The following is a 16,576-nucleotide window of genomic DNA, read 5'->3' as shown; positions in this document are numbered from 1 at the left end:
GGTCATTAGACCAGCTCAGTATAACGAATCTGTATCGACTCCCCCTAATGCCCCCACGACCGAGAACATCCATGCCAGATTTGACCGAGACCATCTGTTTCAAGTCTCTCAAAGAGGAATTTCCGAACGCTCCTGACGAGAAGCTTAGAGAGCTGATCAAAGACTGCAGAAAGAAATTCTCTACACCAAAGCAAATTGTTGCTTGCGTCGCCGCAAAGCTCCGGCCAAAACCGAAACATGACCTGGAGATACCAGGGTTTTAACTCCACCTCGATAAAAGGATGCTTGGTACCTCCCTGGCGGCCCCCTTCGATATCAGCGGAACTACAGCATACGGCTCTTGTATCACCCATGTGACGCGAACCGCTCACAGCTCTTCTCCCTCAGCGGTATTCATCGCATAAAACTCATGCAACTTGGCCTGTAACAACTGCTTATCCGGCAAGCGAGTCTGGTATTCGGCAATCAACGCTGGCGACAGGCTGCGGTTGAGGGTGTATTCGACCACTTCGTCGTCCTTGCTGGCACACAGCAGCACACCGATGGCGGGGTTTTCATGGGGTTTGCGTTCATTACGGTCCAGTGCTTCCAGATAGAAATCAAGCTTGCCCAGATATTCCGGCTCGAAGCGACCGACCTTGAGCTCGATGGCCACAAGGCAGTTGAGGCCGCGATGGAAAAACAGCAGATCCAGGGCGAAGTCGCGCCCACCGACTTGAAGCGGGTACTCGGAGCCGACGAAACAAAAATCGCGCCCCAGCTCTATCAGAAAATCCTTGAGCCGAACCAATAACCCTTTGTGCAGATCGGACTCGGCATGGCCGCCGCGCAGGTCGAGAAACTCGACCATATAGGCATCGCGAAACACTTCCAGAGCGGCAGGGTGAGATTGCTTCAGCACTGCCGAGACTTTTGCTGGCTGGGTGATGCTACGCTCAAACAAAGCAGCCTTACACTGGCGTTCTAGTTCGCGGCTGGACCACTTTTCCTGGACCGCCATGCGCAGATAAAACTCGCGTTCCTCCGGGGATTTGCTCTGGCCGAGAATGATCAGGTTATGGGTCCAGGACAATTGTCGCGGCAGTGCCACGACTTTTTCCTCGGCACGGTAGATGTCGTAGAACTGACGCATGCGGAACAGATTTGAACGGGTAAAACCGCGCAAACCTGGTTGGGTTCTTGCCAAATGATCAGCCAGTTGGCTGACAACAGCATCGCCCCACTCTGCTTGTTCCAGCTTACGGCTGATGTAGGCACCGACCTGCCAGTAAAGCTCGATCAGTCGGCTATTCACCGCCTGCATGGCCTGCTGTCTGGCACTGAGGATCAGCGCGAGTACTTCGTCGAAACGCTCCTCCGTTGCACCGCGAGGCGCATTTAACTCATTCATGCCGACAAATACCTCAATCATCTGCTTGCGGTCTTACAGGGACGGCTTGAAGTCTCAGCGCAACAGATTGGTACTCGACCAGAGGCAAGCAGCCGTTTGGAGATGACTCTCCGTGCTCACGCAAAAATCCTTGGAGTCGGGGCAAAAAGAACATGTCCAACCGGTAGAACTGGCTGCATGCCACAGACCTGAAAACTGATTTTCACTTCGTCCCTGATAATTGACGATGATGATAGATCAGCCTCCAAAGCTCCCAATAGCAAGACGCCTCCCTTTCCATTGAGCGAAATTTCCGAGAAAATCCCAACCGCTTGCGCCTATGAAATCCGGTCACTACTCTGCCAACGTCGCTGCATATTCAGCGAACGGGTTTAGTCGCCCGGGATGACTGGCGCACTGCGCCACCTTTTGCGAGGCGCTTTTTTACGGCCTGCATTTATGGTGGTCGTGCGTAGGGCACCTTCGGGTGCGCCGGGTACCAGTCTCCGGTCGACTAACCTGCGCATGGCCGCCACCCATCGTTTAGTCGCGAGCATGGCGGCTCCACTTTTGACTGGAGTTACATGATGCTCAAGATCACACCGGATCCACCCTGTCACCTCTCCCCTCGCTACCTTGAAGATGCTCTTGTGCGTGCCTCCGAGCTATTGAGCTGCGCCGCTGCCACAGCCTATGAAAGCGGCGACCGCTTGAGTGGTTCACATCGGCATCTGGCCTTGTCTGTCGTCCATCTGGTGGAGATGGCCAAGGCCGAGGTTGATCGCTCGCTGGATGATCTTTCGGTACGTTGAACCACTGATTACAAAACCTGCTTTGTGCAGGTTTTGTATTTGCGTCACGAGCCGCTGCTATCTCTCACTAAAAGCACCAACAACATAAAGATGCTTGGATCAATACCTCAGCGGTGGAACCAAAGACCTACCGGGCATGGATTGATATCCCGCAAGGCGCTCGTGAAATCATGCACACCTCAACCCACCAGCGCTGTGCGCAGACGCCGGAAAAGGCTGCTCGTTTTACAGCCTCGGTAATCGTGGGTCTTGCGCCGGGCGGGATCGTTCAGGTGTGGGTAAGAGACAGTTGCAACAACGCCATCAAAGTCGCCCGTGCTCAAGCGGATGTGGAGCCGCTGGGTCCACATCTTGGCAAGTCGGGCGGCAATTACTATCAACAGCCGGAAGCCTACAGGCGCTACATCGAGAAATATGGCATTCCCTACGGTAGCTGGTGATCCTCGGTCGACTGTAGGAAGGCATCATCTCTAACGCCACAGATGCTGTGAATGCCCCTCCCGGATCGCTCGATCCGGCTTGCTGATCAGCTGCGTCGTGTCAGGGACCTCGTCGCAATCTTCAGTCGCGGCCAAGGCCCCTCCCACAATCAATATTTCAACGCGGCTCCACCCGCGCCAAAGACCTTTCCAGTTCGGTCTTTGCCATGCCAATCAAATGCACTACCGAGAATGCCAGGTCGCGTTTCGGGCCGTTGAGGCAATCGCCGGTTTCGTAGGCTGTGGCCGCTGCGCAACGTAGCAGGTCGCTGACGTGAAGCAGGGATTCTTCGAGGGTTTGTTGCGGTGGGTCGGGGACTACTTTGTTCATCGGGACAATCTCCATAAAGCCTCCGATGCTCGCTGCTAAACGGACAAGGGTGGCAGCTTTGATACGGGTTAGCAGACCGGTGACCATCCCAAAACCGGCGCACTCGAAAGTGCCCCGCACAAAGCCGCCATAGACGGAGCTTGCGCCGGGATGGACAAACAGGCTGCTAAACCCGATCGCTGAGACTCAGCGACGAATGCAGCCTAGAGCCCGAAGTTACCCTGCGCAAGGCCTCGGGATTTTCTCGGAAACTTCATGCAGAGGAAAGGGAAAAGGGTGTCGGATTGCGCGGGAGGATGTGGGATTTCGTTAGCGGAAGTAACCGTTGCAGGAAGTCCGTTCAGACTCCCTGCAAACACTTCATACAGCGTTATCAAAACTCCAGTTGCGCCGAAAACGCCACCGTCCGCGGATCACCCAGATAACTGCTATTGAGCCAGTACTTCTTGTCCGTCAGATTGCTCACGTTCATGCGCAGGGTCAGTTTGTTGTCGCCCATCGGCAGGCGGTAGCGGGCGCCGGCGTCGAAAGTGGTGAAGGACGGAAGCTTGTAGTTGTTGGCCTCATCAGCATACTGCTCGCCGGTGTAGAAGGCGCCGCCCGTCAGCGCAAACCCTGGCACGGAGGTCATGTCATATTCGGCATAGACCTTGGCGATCTGCTTGGCGACGTTGATGGGGGTGTTGCCGTTGTTGGCCGCTGTCGCGCCCTTCTTAACTTCGGGGTCGAGCAAGGTGAAACCGCTGACCAGTGTCAGTTGCGGGGTGACCTTGCCGGTGATGCTGAACTCCAGGCCGTTGTTCTCCTGGCGGCCGTCCTGAACGTAGAGACGAGCCGAGTTGGTGTAGGCATTCGGTTTGTCGATGTTGAACAGGGCGAGCGTCACCAGGGTTTCACCGAGGGTGGCCTTGGCGCCGATTTCGTATTGCTCGCTGATTTGCGGGGCCAGAGCGGTGCCAGCGTTGGTTGCTCGTGAAGGCGCTACGCCGCCACTTTGCAAACCTTCAATGTAGGTGGCGTAGGTGGTCAACCAGGGCACGGGCTTGTAGATCAGCGACAGGCTGGGTGAGGTTTTGCTTTTGTCATACCTGGTCTTGAGCGGTGTGGCCGCATAGACGAAGTCGTTGTTGTAGGCGCTGATATTGGTGTGGGTTGCGCCGAGGATGGTCGACCACTGTTCGTTGAAGGTGATGATGTCGCCAATCAACAGGTTGCGGGTGTCGGTGGTGCTGGAGATGTGTTGAGCGCCGTGGCCAACGGAATAACCGGGCTTGCTCACCTGCGGCCGCTCATCAAGCGACACGGCGCTGCCGGTCACCGAAGTGTATTGCTGACTCGGGATGTGGTCCTCGTACATCAGGCTACGCGCGCTGTTGCCCTGAAAGCCCAGGGTCATCTTGTGATCCAGCGGACCGGTCTCGAACTGCGAGTCGAGGAACAGATAGCCCGAGTATTCCTGGGTTTCAAGCGGTGCAAACGCATAGAGCGGTTGTGTATAGCGGCCTGGCGCATCGAGTTGCGGGCCAGTGTAGGTGTATTCCTGAGTGAACTGCTGGGCAGCAAAGGCCGCACGAAGACTGAAAGTGTCGTTCAAACGCCATTTGGCCCGCACTCCCGCCTTGTCGGTCTCGTTGTCAGCGAAGGCCCATTTCTGGCTGTACAGCTTGTCGGTGTCCAGTGAAGAGGCGCTTGGGCGATAGGCCTGATTGGCGAAGAACCAGTAACTGGTCAAGCCGCGAGTCTGGCTTTCCTTGTGCGAGGCCTCGAATTGCACCAGCAGGTCGTCGCTGACGTTCCAGTCCAGCGCCAGACTGACCATCTGCCGACGACGCTTCTGCAGATCGATTGCGGTTTCGCCATCCTGGGTCAGGACGTTGAGACGGTAGGCGAACCGGCCTTCGCTATCGATCGGGCCGCCGAAGTCACCGTGCAAGTAGTAGTTCTGGCCACCCGCATTGCCGAGTGTGACGCTGTTGTAGCGTTGATAGGTCGGCCGCTTGAGCACGTAGTTGGCCAGCCCTCCGGGAGACGCCGGGCCATACAGGAAACCGGTGAGGCCGGTGATCACTTCCAGTTGCTCAGTGTCTTCGATGAAGTTGCCGGCATCGGCCTGCGTGCTGAAACGCAGGCCGTCGTTGGCGATGTTCAGGCTGGCGGAGCTGCCGAACCCCCGAATGGTCACAGCACTGGCATACCCGGCGCTTTTCGGCGAGTAAAGCTGGGCGAAAGGGTTGCGCTTGAACACATCGTCGGTGGAGGTGGCCTGGATGTTCTTGAGCAGCGCCTGGGAGGTCACGCTCATGGAGAAAGGCGTGTCCTGCAGTTTCATGCCGCCCAGAGCCCCGACATTGCTGATGTTTTCGCTCACATAGCCGGCGGCTTCCGAGCCTTCGGCACTGGTGCGGCTGGCATTGATATCGACATTCTGCAGGGTCAGCGTGTCGCCGGATGCCGGGCTGATTTTGACCAGCCCATAAATGCGCTCACCCAACTGGATCGCCTCAAGCCCGGAACCCGCCAGCAGTACAGCAAGGCCTTGTTCCACGCTGTAATCACCGTCCAGTCCCGATGAGTTCAACCCTTGCGTCAGGGCCGGGGCGAATTGCACGGTAATGTTCGCCTGCGCGCTGAAGCCGGTCAGCGCCTGGGCCAGGCTCGCCGCCTGAACGCTGTAATGATGGGCCGCTCCGTCGGCCTGGGCATGCAGCGGCTGGGCGGCCAGGGCAAAGGTCAGCAATGACATTGCGAGCGTATGGCGCGCGATACCGGAATGGGTCATGGAGCGAAATGTCCTTTGGTGATTACAGATTCACTACCAAAGACGAGCGCCGTGAAAAAACGGGCCAAAAAAGAATCACGCCTTGCTCACCGTCACCCAATAGCGGGTTCGATAGCTCACTATTACCGGAAGAGTGGTCGGCAGCGCGGCGAGAATGGCGTCGCTGTTGTCGAGCTGGAAACCACCGCTGATACGCAAGGTCGAGGCGCTTTCATCGCAGTGCAGCCGGCCTGGACGATAGCGGCCCAGTTCCTGAAGAAAATCGCGGAGCGACAGGTTCTCTGCCACCAGTTGCCCTTGAGTCCAGCGCGTAGCCAGCTCGCTGGCCGGGCGTAACGGGCCGAAGGCCTCAGCGCTGAAATAGACTTGCTCTCCTGCCTCGACCACTTGTGGCGCTGCCTGCGCCGGAGTGGTTCGCACCCGCCCCTGGAGCACGGCCAACTGCGTGGTGCCATCGAGTTGGCGAACGCTGAAGCGCGTCCCCAACGGCTCCATCAGGCCTTGTTCGCTGGCCACTCGCAGAGGACGCCGGGCGGAATCGACGCCGGTGCGGATCAATATCTCCCCACGCAACAAGCGGATCAGCCGCTGCCCGGCATCGAAACGCACGTCGATGGCGCTGTCGGTGTTCAGGTCGACCACACTGCCGTCAGCAAGAGTCATCTGGCGCCGCTCGCCGACGGCAGTACGGTAATCGGCCATCCAGCCCTGCCCGGCGCCAAAGCGGTAGCCAAGATAGGCCGTCGGTGCCATGACTGCCAACGCCAGCATTGTCTTCATGGCCTGGCGCCGTTCGCGATTGAGGGTGCCCATGACCATGCTCGGCGGCAGGCCACCAAGCTGCTGTTGCACATGCTGCACGCGCTGCCAGGCACGCTCATGCTCGGGGTCGCTATTGCGCCAGCGTGCGCAGGCTTGCTGTTGCGCAGCACTCACGGGCTGGTCATGCATCAGCACCAGCCAATGGGCGGCCTGACGCGCGACTTCACGGCTGATGGGTGCTTGTGCGGACATTAAAACGCTACGTCGGACAGGATGCAGGCTTCAAAGGCCGTGGCCATGTGGCGCTTGACCGTGCGCTCGCCAATGCCCAGTTGCCGGGCGATCTGCACATAGGTCAGGCCATCGATCTGGGCCAGCAGAAACACCGAACGTACGACGGGCTTCAGGCGGTCGAGCAAGGCGTCCAGCTGGAGCAGCGTTTCACGCATCTGCCACTGCTCTTCCGGTGACAGGGAAAAGGCTTCAGGGATGGTGGCGAGCATGTCGAGGTAGGCCCGCTCCAGCGACTGTCGGCGAAAGTAGTCGCAGACAAGCCGCTGGCCAACCGTCGCGAGGTACGCACGTGGTCGGTCCAGAACCGGACTTTCGCCGGTTCGGCGTTGGGAAGAAAGGATGCGGAGGAAGGTATCCTGAGCAAGATCAGCCGCCTGGCTATTGCAGCCCAATCGACGGTAAAGCCAGCCCGTGAGCCAACTATTGTGCTCTGCATAGAGAAGCCCTATACGATCCTCACTCACGACGCGCCTCCCGAAAGAAGCGGCGATAATAATTGATAATGATTCTCACATCAATGTGGTAGGCGATGGTTGGTGAGCGCCCCCTAAATGGCTGTAGAGGGCAAGCATGCGCTCATCAAACAAAACGCAAATCCATAAATGGAAAGCCTCTGTCTGCATTCAGTGTTGCCAGTCCGCCAGAGGACTGTGGGAGCATCGGGCTGCGCTCCGCTTATCCGGGAAGAGGCCCGTACACTCACAGCATTTGTGTCGTCAGAAAGAATGTCTTCCCGGATGAATCCGGTCCTGCACGTGTCGTGCGCGCGCCTACGCGAAGCGTTCCGCCAGCGCTTGTGCCATAAACCGGGCAAACGCCAATATCCGCTGCGGCACGTGCTGTCGGTGTTGATACAGGGCATGAATATCCGCTCGCGGCGCGGCATATTCGGGCAGTAGTGCCACCAGCTCGCCGCGGGCCAGGTGTTCCTGTGCATCCCAGCGCGAGCGCAGGATCAGGCCGTGGCCGTCCAGGGCCAGGCGCATGGCGACTTCGCCGTCGTTGCTCGACAGCGTGCCGGAGACTTTCTGGCTGTATTCCTGGCCGTCGCGGGTAAAGCGCCAGATGGCGTAGTCGCTTTCGTACTGTTTGAGGACGATGCAGTTGTGCTGCGCGAGGTCGGGTACGTCGCGTGGCGTGCCAGCGCGTTCGAGGTAAGCGGGCGAGGCGCAGAGGATGCGCGGGTTATCCAGCAGGTGATGGGCGATCAGCCGCGAATCGGGTGGTTCGCCGACGCGGATGTCGATGTCGATCCCGGCATCCAGCAGGTTGACCGGCTGGCTGGTCAACTGCAATGACAATTCCAGATGCGGATGTTGCGCGGCGAATACCGACAGCAATGGCGCGATGTGGCGGCGGCCAAAACCGAATGAGGCGTTGATGCCCAGCTTGCCGCGCAGCACCGGCTGGCGGTTGTCCAGCGCGCTTTCCAGCTCTTCCAGTTGGCGCAGTATCGGCCGGGCGCCTTCCAGGTAAAGCACGCCTTCAGGTGTCAGGTCCAGCCGGCGCGTGGTGCGGCGGATCAATTGCACACCCAGACGCTGTTCCAGTTGGGTCAGGCGCTTGCTGACCGCTGGCAGCGACAGGCCCAGTTCCCGCGCCACGGCGGTGAGGCTGCCGTGGGTGGCGACCCGATTGAAAAAGCTGAGGTCATCGGTGTTGGTGAGCAATTCTTTACTTGAATTCAAGAATGGATTTCCCGCAGGCCAAATTGTGCTTGAGTAGCGAATGAATACACTGGGACACATCATCTGACAAGCACGAGAGCCGCAGCCATGACCACTAACAACTACAAGATCGCTGTCATCCCCGGAGACGGTATTGGCAAGGAAGTGATGCCTGAAGGCGTGCGCGTGATGGACGCCGTCGCGCAGAAATTCGGGATCGGCCTGCAATGGGACTGGTTCGATTTCGCCAGCGCAGACTATTACCTTGAGCACGGCAAGATGATGCCCGATGACTGGCAGGAAACCCTCAAGCAATACGACGCGATCTACTTTGGCGCAGTGGGCTGGCCGGACGTGGTGCCTGACCACATCTCGCTGTGGGATTCCCTGCTGAAGTTTCGCCGCCATTTCGATCAGTACGTGAACCTGCGTCCCTGCCGTCTGATGCCTGGCGTAAAGGCACCGCTCGCCGACCGCAAGCCGGGCGATATCGATTTCTATGTGGTGCGGGAAAACACCGAGGGTGAATATTCCAGCGTCGGCGGCATCATGTTTCCCGATACCGAACGTGAGGTGGTGATTCAGGAGACGGTGATGACCCGCGTCGGCGTCGACCGGATTCTCAAGTACGCCTACGACCTGGCGCAGAGTCGACCCAAGAAGCATCTGACGTCAGCGACCAAATCCAATGGCATCGCCATCACCATGCCGTACTGGGATGGCCGGGTCGTGGAAATGGGCAAGAAGTACCCGGATGTGAAGGTCGACAAGTATCACATCGACATTCTTACCGCGAACTTCGTCCTGCATCCGGATCGCTTCGATGTGGTGGTGGCCAGCAACCTGTTCGGCGACATTCTGTCCGACCTGGGCCCGGCCTGTACCGGCACCATCGGCATTGCGCCGTCGGCCAATATCAATCCGGAGCGGACCTTTCCCAGCCTTTTCGAGCCGGTGCATGGCTCGGCGCCGGACATTGCCGGCAAAGGCATCGCCAACCCGATCGGGCAGATCTGGTGCGGCGCCATGATGCTGGAACATCTGGGCCATGCCGAAGCCGGGGCCGCCGTGCTGTCGGCGATTGAAGCCGTGCTGGCGCAAGGTCCCGAGAAGGCGCCGTTCACACCAGACCTTGGCGGAACGGGCTCGACGATCACCCTCGGCAAGGCCATCGAGGAGCAGGTGCGTCGCGCAGAATAGGAGCGGTTTTTACTGGCAGTAGATGTCTTCGATGCGGTTCTGCCCATTGACCTCGATATTCAGCCGAAGCGGGCTGTAGCTCAGGTCTCTGGGCCTGTCGCTTGAGGTGATACGAGAGCCGGACGCACGTGTCAGTCGCTCGATCTCCCGCCGGTTTTTCGGGGTCAGTTGCTCTCCGAGCAGGGAAGAAGCTCGTGCGGCGTAGCAACCGCCCATGGCCATCTTCCCGTGGTAGGGTTTGCCAGAGGTGTAGCCATGATCAATCTGCTGCTCGCCGGCCATCGAATGCCCGCTCGGCAGGGCCAGAAGCAGAAAAAATACGGCCGCAGTAAATGAATGCAAGAAAGTTGCAGGGCTGACTTTTTCCATGAGGACGAAACTCCAAAGTGGCCATGAGACATTGCCTGCAGCGTTCGGTTCACTGCTGTTCAGCGATAGGTGGTGGCGGTATCCGGTCGACTGATCTGTGTATGGCCGCCACCACTACTCACGTATTCAATGAAAACCCTCTACCCGCCTGCTAGCCTCTCTCCTGCCCAGCGACAGGGCCACGACCAACAAGGAGTCAGCCATGCAGTATCCAGCGGTTGCAGTATCTTTTGTCTTGCTCGGACTCTTCAGCAGTTCTGCCCATGCATTGGCCACCGGGGAGGTTCCGCCAGAGACATTACAGGCCTATGGAGCAACGCTTGAAGCTTCGGCAGGCAATGCTCAATGGCAGCAACTCTGGAAGCGCACTCGCGACGAGGGCATGTTCAGCTCTCAAAGCCCGACGCATTTCACGGTACCGAACAATCTGATACCCGATATGGCAAGAAAAACCTTGGGGGGATCTCAGAGCGTCAAGGCGATGGACACAACACGCGCCATGTATCGCTTTGATTTCAGCAGGCCGGTAGGCATCGAAAGAAATCAGCAAGTGACTGCAATCTGTTTAACCGTCGACTGGCGGACGCTGCCTGCGGATACAGCCAAGGACGACGCTTCTCGCATGGGCAGTGTCAGCCTGTTGGTGGCCCGCCCCTGCGCCTGATCCGGCCTGGCTGCCCGCCACTCGCTCTCGGGCAGCCAGGCCTGACGCCCTTCCAACGACTCAATCACTCAACTCATGCACCAGAAAATCCAGAAACGCCCGGGTCTTGAGTGGCACACGCCGGGCGGACGGGTACACCGCGTTGATGGAAATCGGTGGCGCCTGCCAGTCGCACATCACGGGGATCAATCGTCCTTGCTCCACGGCTTTTTCCACGATGAAGGTCGGCAACAGGGCGATGCCCATGCCCGCTTCTGCCGCTTGCGCCAGCAGGTCGCCGTTGTTGGCGTGCAGCGGGCCGGTGACGTGGACTTTCTGGGTTTCGCGGCCATTGCTCAGTTGCAGGCTGACGCCGCTTTGCAGATAGCCGTAGTTCAGGCATTGATGCGAGGCCAGGTCGCGGGGTACTTGCGGGATGCCTGCGCGGGCCAGGTAAGCGGGTGACGCCACCAGCATGCGCGGCGCAGGCGCGAGATGGCGAGCGACCATCGAGGAGTCGGCCAGGCTGGCGATGCGAATGGTCACGTCAAAGCCGCCCTTGACCGGATCGACCTGCTGGTCGCTGAACACCAGTTGCAGCTCAACCTTGGGATGCTGCTCATGGAATTTGGGAATCAACGGTCCCAGTCGGCACAGCCCGAATGACATCGGTGCGTTGACCCGCAGCACGCCATGCACTTCACCCAGCCCACTGCGCGCCCGCTGCTCGGCTTCATCCAGCGATGCCAGCACTTCGCGACAGGCATCGTAGTACTCGGCCCCGGCTTCGGTCAGGTGCAGGCTGCGGGTGGTGCGCAACAGTAATTGCACGCCAAGTGCTTCTTCAAGCGCCTGGATCTGTTTGCTGACTTTCGAGCGAGGCACATCCAGCACGCGAGCCGCTGCGGCAAAGCCATTGGCATTCACCGTGGCGACAAATGTACGCATGCAGTCGATACGATCCATGAACGTCCCTTTTCTGGAAACAATGAGTCTCGATTTTATGGAATTGTCTCAATAATCGCCAGCCCGTAAATTTACTCCCAAGCCAGCAAGCAAACGCCCGACGGGCCAGGCGGCTAACCCTTACGACGCACACTCAGTTATTAACTTGAAAGGAAATCATCATGTCCAGACTTGAACTGCTGAACCCGACCAACTCCGCTCTGATCCTGATCGACCACCAGCCACAAATGGCATTCGGCGTGCAGTCGATCGATCGCCAGACGCTGAAGAACAACACCGTTGGCCTGGCCAAGGCCGCCAGGCTGTTCAACGTGCCGACCATCCTGACTTCGGTGGAAACCGAAAGCTTCAGCGGCTACATCTGGCCAGAACTGTTGGGCGTGTTTCCGGATCAGCAGCCTATCGAGCGCACCTCAATGAATTCCTGGGAAGACAGGAAACTGGTGGAAGCGGTCAAGGCCACCGGGCGCAAGAAGCTGATCATCGCCGCATTGTGGACCGAGGTCTGCCTGACGTTCCCGGCGCTGGAAGCCATGGCTGAAGGCTACGAGGTGTACATCGTCACCGACGCTTCGGGCGGCACTACCAAGGAAGCGCATGACATGTCGGTACAGCGCATGGTTCAGGCTGGCGCGATTCCGGTGACCTGGCAGCAAGTGCTGCTCGAATACCAGCGTGACTGGGCACACAAGGAAACCTACGACGCAGTCATGGCGCTGGTGCTGGAACACAGCGGGGCTTACGGAATGGGCGTCGACTATGCCTACACCATGGTGCACAAGGCACCGCAGCGGACTGTTTCCTGATACTTGCCTGATCGCAACAATGCCGGCGCGTCGTGATGACGCGCCGGCATTGGCCGTTGTGCTGTAGCAGCCTGTCGCACGACATTAATAAGCCATGAAGCCTTTGAATAAATATGTCAGGATCAGGTTCAGAAAGGGCACGCCACGATCAGCAAGCCCGAACACCGCGACACCCCGGAGTAGATCACCTTGAACAGTAACGTGACGGCTGCAGAAATGGCCGTGATCAGTGAAATAGAAGCGACTTCCAGTCTTTTGAAGCTGGTGGGCCGGCTGACCGGTTTACGATTTGCTGCCATCGCCAAGGTGTCAGAAACCAACTGGACCGCCTGCGCGGTCTGCGACGATATCCAGTTCGGTGTCGAGCCCGGCCACGAGCTTGAGATTGAAACCACCATCTGTAATGAAATCCGTGCCAGTCGCCATATCGTGGTGATTGAAGAGGTAGCAACCGATCCGCTGTATGCCGACCATCCGGTGCCGAAGTTGTACGGTTTCCAGAGTTATTTTTCCATGCCGATCATTTTCCCGAACGGTGTGTTCTTCGGCACGCTGTGCGGGCTCGACCCATTACCGGCAAAGCTTGGTAATCCGGAAACGATCGATACCCTGAAAGTGTTCTGCACACTGTTGGGCAGTACGCTGTATGCCCATGAACAACTTCTGGAAGCGCAATCAGAAGTGACCTGCTGACCCCTTCGTTTTTGAATTCGCTCCATGGCTGCAGGAATGAATTCATTCGCGAAAAAACTTTCGCGGATAAATCCGCTCCCACCGAGAAAGAAATCCATGGAAAGGACTTTTCAGAAACACGGCGACCCGGCCATCGGACAGCTACTGAGCGCCTGGCTGGTTGCGGTCGAACGCTATGTAAAACTGTTGAAGTACGACAATTGCTGGTGGCATAACGAGCGGGCCAATGTCAGCACCCTGGCTGGAGCGGCGTGGTCGATACCTGGCTGGGTCGCGCTGGAGGAATATCCCACGCAAAAGTATCGCCCCCACACCTCCTGCATGGACGAAGTGCTTGGCGGACGTGGCCGCTGTGATCTCTACATCAGCAATCCGGATGAAGACTTCGCTTTTGAGGCCAAGCATGCCTGGCAACTCATAGGTGGGCCTGATGCAGTAACCGCAGCATTGAATGCCGCAAAAACCGATGCAATAACCCTCAAGGGAGAGGCGGGCCGCCATTTCGCAGCTACCTTTATTGTGCCGTTCCTGACGAAAAAGCAGATTCAGGGCCTGACGATCGATGAGGTGCACGAGCAACTAAATCAATGGTTGCACAGTCAGAATGACTTCAGCCGCGATACATCGAGCAATACAGCCTATGCCTGGATCTTTCCCGGCACCGACCTGGAGTCATTCTGTAATGACACCTGCCATTACCCGGGGGTCGTGCTGGTTCTGGAGGAAGTCCCGGCGAGTTAAAGTTGTCATCAATGGAAGCGTAAATAAAAGGGAGCTACACAATGCACAACTCGGTGCTGATCGTTCCAGGCATCAATAATTCAGACGCCCATCACTGGCAGACGCGATGGCAGGCCAGGCACCCTGACTGGAAGCGGCTGGCGGCCAGGAACTGGGATCAGGTCGACTGTGATGACTGGGTCCAGACTATCGAACAACATATCCATGAGCTGGGACCTGACACGGTGATCGTCGCCCACAGCCTCGGCTGTCTGGCGGTCGCGCACTGGGCGGCACGCAGCGAGCAGGCCCGGCATATTCGTGGCGCCTTGCTGGTCGCGGTGCCAGACCCGGCCTCGCTGTCATTTCCGGTTTCGGCAGCCTCGGGCTTTCGCTACACACCCGTGCCAGCGTTTGAATTTGAATGCATGGTGGTCAGCAGCTCGAACGATCCCTACGCCAGTACCGAATACACCCGAGACTGGGCCGTCAGCCGCGGAGCCGAGTGGATTGATATGGGAGCCAAGGGCCATCTGAGTTCGGCCAATGGATTGCAGGACTGGTTCGAGGGCTATCAACTGCTGCAGAAGCTGAGCAGCCACTGAATAACAACGCCCGTACCCGCTGGTGCGGGCGTACAAATGCTTTAGCGACGAATGGTTAAGCCTGTCCATCCCCTCCCCGCCTGACGCAGACCACGCACATCAAGGCCTGCACGGCTTCTGGCCGTGTAAAACTTTTTTTGTGGCAAACCTTGTTACGGTGCGATCAAACCAACCTATGACGGTGTCTGATACAGTGATTCGCATAATGGCCAATGGTCATCACCTGTAGATTCGAGAGTTCTATGAGCACCGGCGCCCCTATTCCGCTGAACGAAACGCAACGTTTGTTACGTATTACCGAACTGTGCGTGCTTGAAAATACGGTGGATGCCGTCTTTGAAGAAATCGTGACGATGGCCGCCGAGTTCTTCGAGGCTCCCATAGTGCTGATTTCCATCGTGGACGAACGACGCCAGTGGTTTCGCGCCCGGGTTGGCCTTCAGGCCCAGGAAACACCGCGCGACGTCTCGTTCTGTGCCTATGCGATTCTCTCGGACGAATCCCTGGAGGTGATCGACGCCACGCTCGATGAGCGTTTCAAGGACAACTCGCTGGTCACCGGAGAACCGGGCATTCGTTACTACGCAGGCGCGCCACTGATCACCGAGGATGGCATTGCGCTGGGCACGCTGTGTGTCATCGACACCAAACCCAGGCCACCGATGAACCCGCGGGAGGCCTTGATGCTCAGGCGTCTGGCCGCGCTGGTCATGAAGCGCATCGTCGATCTGCGCCTGAGCTGCTTCGTCGACCAGCCCACCGGGCTCTACAACCGTTTGCGCCTTGAAGAAGACATTCGCCTGACGCTGGGAAGCGGTAAAGAGACGCGCCTGATAGCGGTCGACATGATCACCCCCGAATTCCTCAACGACATCGTCAAGGCGCTGGGCTACAACTTCGCCCAGGATCTGGTCGTTGAAATGAAAAACCGTCTGCAGGCCATGCTGCCGCCCAGCAGCCCTCTATATAAAGTCAGCCCGACCCGCTTCGGCTTTTTGTTTCCTGCTGACAACGGAGCGGACGAGGCGGTGTATCGCGCCATCCTCAAGGACTTCGAGTCGCCGGTGGTATGCCACGGCATTCCGGTACAGATGCAGGTCGGCCTTGGCATTGTGCTGCTCCAGAGTTCCGGGCCAACGGATCAGGACTGGATGCGCCTGGTCGTCAGCGCCGCCGACAATGCCCGCGCCCGCCGCGCCGGCTGGGCGCTGTACGAGCCGCACATGGACGCGACTCAGCAGCGAGCATTCCAGCTGCTCGGCTCGTTGACCAACGCCGTGCATGCCCACGATCAACTGCGCCTGGTTTATCAGCCACGCATCGATCTGGCATCGAGTACCTGCACATCGGTCGAGGCGCTGCTGCGCTGGGACCATCCGACGCTGGGGCCGATCGGTCCAGCCGAGTTCATTCCGCTGGCGGAAAAGACCGCGCTCATGCGTCCGTTGAGCCTCTGGGTGTTGCAGACTGCCGTCGAGCAGGCCGCGAGCTGGCAGCGCCAGGGTTTTGATATCCGGGTCGCAATCAATGTGACGCCCGACGACCTGACCGGGCCGGTGTTCACTGACCGGGTAATCTGGCTGCTGAAAAAGCATGACATCTCCCCTGAGCACTTCGAGCTGGAATTTACCGAAAGTGCCCTGATGCAGAACCCGACAGAAGTCCGCAGCCAATTGGAGCGCCTGCGCGAACTGGGCATGCATATCGCCATCGATGACTTCGGCACCGGCTACAGCAACTGGAACTATCTGCGCCAGTTGCCGGCCACCACCGTCAAGCTGGATCAGTCGCTGGTGCGCAACCTGACCGTCGAAGAGGCCGACCAGCGTCTGGTCAAATCCCTGATCGGCCTGGCCAAGAAGCTGGGCTATTGCGTGGTCGCCGAAGGCATTGAAACCGACGCCATCCGCAAGCTGGTGCGCCAATGGGGTTGCGATGAAGGGCAAGGTTATCTGATTGCCCGGCCCATGGAAGCCGATGCCTTGCTGGACTGGCTGAAACCCAATCAGGCCCTGCCCGCCATCCTCCACGAGGCTGCCGAAGCACGGCCTCTGTAAGAACGGTTATAACCTTAGACCACA

16 protein-coding genes and 1 pseudogene are annotated in these 16,576 nt (G+C 58.4%); 9 read left to right on the top strand and 8 right to left on the bottom strand.

The features are described from left to right. Positions 1–367: 367 nt before the first annotated feature. Positions 368–1,390 (bottom strand): YhcG family protein, encoded by a 1,023-nt coding sequence (locus ALQ04_RS09430; RefSeq protein WP_122315494.1) that lies wholly within the window; start codon positions 1,388–1,390, stop codon positions 368–370. A gap of 566 nt (positions 1,391–1,956) precedes the next feature. Here ALQ04_RS09430 and ALQ04_RS09425 point away from each other — a divergent pair. Together ALQ04_RS09425 and ALQ04_RS09420 are read left to right on the top strand one after the other, a co-directional pair. Then, complete coding sequence (locus tag ALQ04_RS09425; protein ID WP_122315490.1) at positions 1,957–2,181, top strand: DUF6124 family protein; 225 nt, start codon at positions 1,957–1,959, stop codon at positions 2,179–2,181. Positions 2,182–2,288: 107 nt separating this feature from the next. After that, a pseudogene (locus tag ALQ04_RS09420) lies at positions 2,289–2,621 on the top strand (DUF2931 family protein); the annotation flags it as partial. A gap of 157 nt (positions 2,622–2,778) precedes the next feature. On the opposite strand, the gene ALQ04_RS09415 reads toward ALQ04_RS09420, so the two are convergent. From ALQ04_RS09415 to ALQ04_RS09395, 5 genes are all read right to left on the bottom strand, one after another. Next, positions 2,779–2,991, bottom strand: a complete 213-nt coding sequence (locus ALQ04_RS09415; RefSeq protein WP_122315488.1) for a DUF6124 family protein — start codon at positions 2,989–2,991, stop codon at positions 2,779–2,781. 373 nt (positions 2,992–3,364) lie between these two features. After that, positions 3,365–5,770 carry a TonB-dependent receptor gene (locus tag ALQ04_RS09410; RefSeq protein WP_122315487.1) on the bottom strand — a complete coding sequence of 802 codons (2,406 nt, stop codon included), beginning with the start codon at positions 5,768–5,770 and terminating at the stop codon, positions 3,365–3,367. Between the two features lie 75 nt (positions 5,771–5,845). Then, positions 5,846–6,784, bottom strand: coding sequence for a FecR domain-containing protein (locus tag ALQ04_RS09405; protein WP_122315486.1), 939 nt, complete (start codon positions 6,782–6,784; stop codon positions 5,846–5,848). After that, positions 6,784–7,290 carry a sigma-70 family RNA polymerase sigma factor gene (locus tag ALQ04_RS09400; RefSeq protein ID WP_122315485.1) on the bottom strand — a complete coding sequence of 169 codons (507 nt, stop codon included), beginning with the start codon at positions 7,288–7,290 and terminating at the stop codon, positions 6,784–6,786. The genes ALQ04_RS09405 and ALQ04_RS09400 overlap by 1 nt, the downstream gene beginning before the upstream one ends. Positions 7,291–7,596: 306 nt before the next feature. Beyond that, positions 7,597–8,514 (bottom strand): LysR substrate-binding domain-containing protein, encoded by a 918-nt coding sequence (locus ALQ04_RS09395; protein ID WP_259644981.1) that lies wholly within the window; start codon positions 8,512–8,514, stop codon positions 7,597–7,599. Positions 8,515–8,601: 87 nt separating this feature from the next. Between ALQ04_RS09395 and ALQ04_RS09390 the strand changes: the two genes are divergently transcribed. Continuing rightward, positions 8,602–9,693, top strand: coding sequence for a tartrate dehydrogenase (locus ALQ04_RS09390; RefSeq protein ID WP_122315484.1), 1,092 nt, complete (start codon positions 8,602–8,604; stop codon positions 9,691–9,693). Between the two features lie 9 nt (positions 9,694–9,702). On the opposite strand, the gene ALQ04_RS09385 is transcribed toward ALQ04_RS09390, so the two are convergent. Then, on the bottom strand, positions 9,703–10,062 hold the full coding sequence (locus tag ALQ04_RS09385; RefSeq protein ID WP_122315483.1) for an I78 family peptidase inhibitor: 360 nt from the start codon (positions 10,060–10,062) through the stop codon (positions 9,703–9,705). A 202-nt stretch (positions 10,063–10,264) separates the two neighbouring features. Between ALQ04_RS09385 and ALQ04_RS09380 the strand changes: the two genes are divergently transcribed. Beyond that, the gene (locus ALQ04_RS09380) at positions 10,265–10,726 is read left to right on the top strand and encodes a hypothetical protein (protein WP_122315482.1); all 462 of its coding nucleotides are present in this window, start codon (positions 10,265–10,267) and stop codon (positions 10,724–10,726) included. 60 nt (positions 10,727–10,786) lie between these two features. On the opposite strand, the gene ALQ04_RS09375 is transcribed toward ALQ04_RS09380, so the two are convergent. Beyond that, entirely contained in the window at positions 10,787–11,671 is an 885-nt protein-coding gene (locus tag ALQ04_RS09375; RefSeq protein ID WP_122315481.1) for a LysR family transcriptional regulator, read from the bottom strand. 161 nt (positions 11,672–11,832) lie between these two features. Between ALQ04_RS09375 and ALQ04_RS09370 the strand changes: the two genes are divergently transcribed. From ALQ04_RS09370 to ALQ04_RS09350, 5 genes are all read left to right on the top strand, one after another. Next, the gene (locus tag ALQ04_RS09370) at positions 11,833–12,477 is read left to right on the top strand and encodes a hydrolase (RefSeq protein ID WP_122315480.1); all 645 of its coding nucleotides are present in this window, start codon (positions 11,833–11,835) and stop codon (positions 12,475–12,477) included. A 189-nt stretch (positions 12,478–12,666) separates the two neighbouring features. Then, positions 12,667–13,170 (top strand): GAF domain-containing protein, encoded by a 504-nt coding sequence (locus ALQ04_RS09365; protein WP_122315479.1) that lies wholly within the window; start codon positions 12,667–12,669, stop codon positions 13,168–13,170. A 24-nt stretch (positions 13,171–13,194) separates the two neighbouring features. Further along, on the top strand, positions 13,195–13,911 hold the full coding sequence (locus ALQ04_RS09360; RefSeq protein WP_183142143.1) for a hypothetical protein: 717 nt from the start codon (positions 13,195–13,197) through the stop codon (positions 13,909–13,911). A gap of 41 nt (positions 13,912–13,952) precedes the next feature. Beyond that, on the top strand, positions 13,953–14,495 hold the full coding sequence (locus tag ALQ04_RS09355) for an alpha/beta hydrolase (RefSeq protein WP_122315477.1): 543 nt from the start codon (positions 13,953–13,955) through the stop codon (positions 14,493–14,495). 242 nt (positions 14,496–14,737) lie between these two features. After that, positions 14,738–16,552, top strand: coding sequence for an EAL domain-containing protein (locus tag ALQ04_RS09350; RefSeq protein WP_122315476.1), 1,815 nt, complete (start codon positions 14,738–14,740; stop codon positions 16,550–16,552). Positions 16,553–16,576: the final 24 nt, after the last annotated feature.

This window comes from Pseudomonas cichorii (assembly GCF_003700275.1).
GTDB lineage: Bacteria > Pseudomonadota > Gammaproteobacteria > Pseudomonadales > Pseudomonadaceae > Aquipseudomonas > Aquipseudomonas cichorii_B.
The sequence above is the reverse complement of the archived record's forward strand: the minus strand, read 5'-3'. Positions and strand labels throughout refer to the sequence as shown.

Bases quoted from the DNA above. Each gene is read 5' to 3' on its own strand.
- ALQ04_RS09410 (WP_122315487.1), bottom strand. From the start codon at position 5,770: ATGACCCATTCCGGTATCGCGCGCCATACGCTCGCAATGTCATTGCTG.
- ALQ04_RS09350 (WP_122315476.1), top strand. From the start codon at position 14,738: ATGAGCACCGGCGCCCCTATTCCGCTGAACGAAACGCAACGTTTGTTA.
- ALQ04_RS09370 (WP_122315480.1), top strand. From the start codon at position 11,833: ATGTCCAGACTTGAACTGCTGAACCCGACCAACTCCGCTCTGATCCTG.
- ALQ04_RS09390 (WP_122315484.1), top strand. From the start codon at position 8,602: ATGACCACTAACAACTACAAGATCGCTGTCATCCCCGGAGACGGTATT.
- ALQ04_RS09375 (WP_122315481.1), bottom strand. From the start codon at position 11,671: ATGGATCGTATCGACTGCATGCGTACATTTGTCGCCACGGTGAATGCC.
- ALQ04_RS09380 (WP_122315482.1), top strand. From the start codon at position 10,265: ATGCAGTATCCAGCGGTTGCAGTATCTTTTGTCTTGCTCGGACTCTTC.
- ALQ04_RS09360 (WP_183142143.1), top strand. From the start codon at position 13,195: ATGGCTGCAGGAATGAATTCATTCGCGAAAAAACTTTCGCGGATAAAT.
- ALQ04_RS09405 (WP_122315486.1), bottom strand. From the start codon at position 6,784: ATGTCCGCACAAGCACCCATCAGCCGTGAAGTCGCGCGTCAGGCCGCC.
- ALQ04_RS09425 (WP_122315490.1), top strand. From the start codon at position 1,957: ATGCTCAAGATCACACCGGATCCACCCTGTCACCTCTCCCCTCGCTAC.
- ALQ04_RS09430 (WP_122315494.1), bottom strand. From the start codon at position 1,390: ATGAATGAGTTAAATGCGCCTCGCGGTGCAACGGAGGAGCGTTTCGAC.
- ALQ04_RS09355 (WP_122315477.1), top strand. From the start codon at position 13,953: ATGCACAACTCGGTGCTGATCGTTCCAGGCATCAATAATTCAGACGCC.
- ALQ04_RS09415 (WP_122315488.1), bottom strand. From the start codon at position 2,991: ATGAACAAAGTAGTCCCCGACCCACCGCAACAAACCCTCGAAGAATCC.
- ALQ04_RS09385 (WP_122315483.1), bottom strand. From the start codon at position 10,062: ATGGAAAAAGTCAGCCCTGCAACTTTCTTGCATTCATTTACTGCGGCC.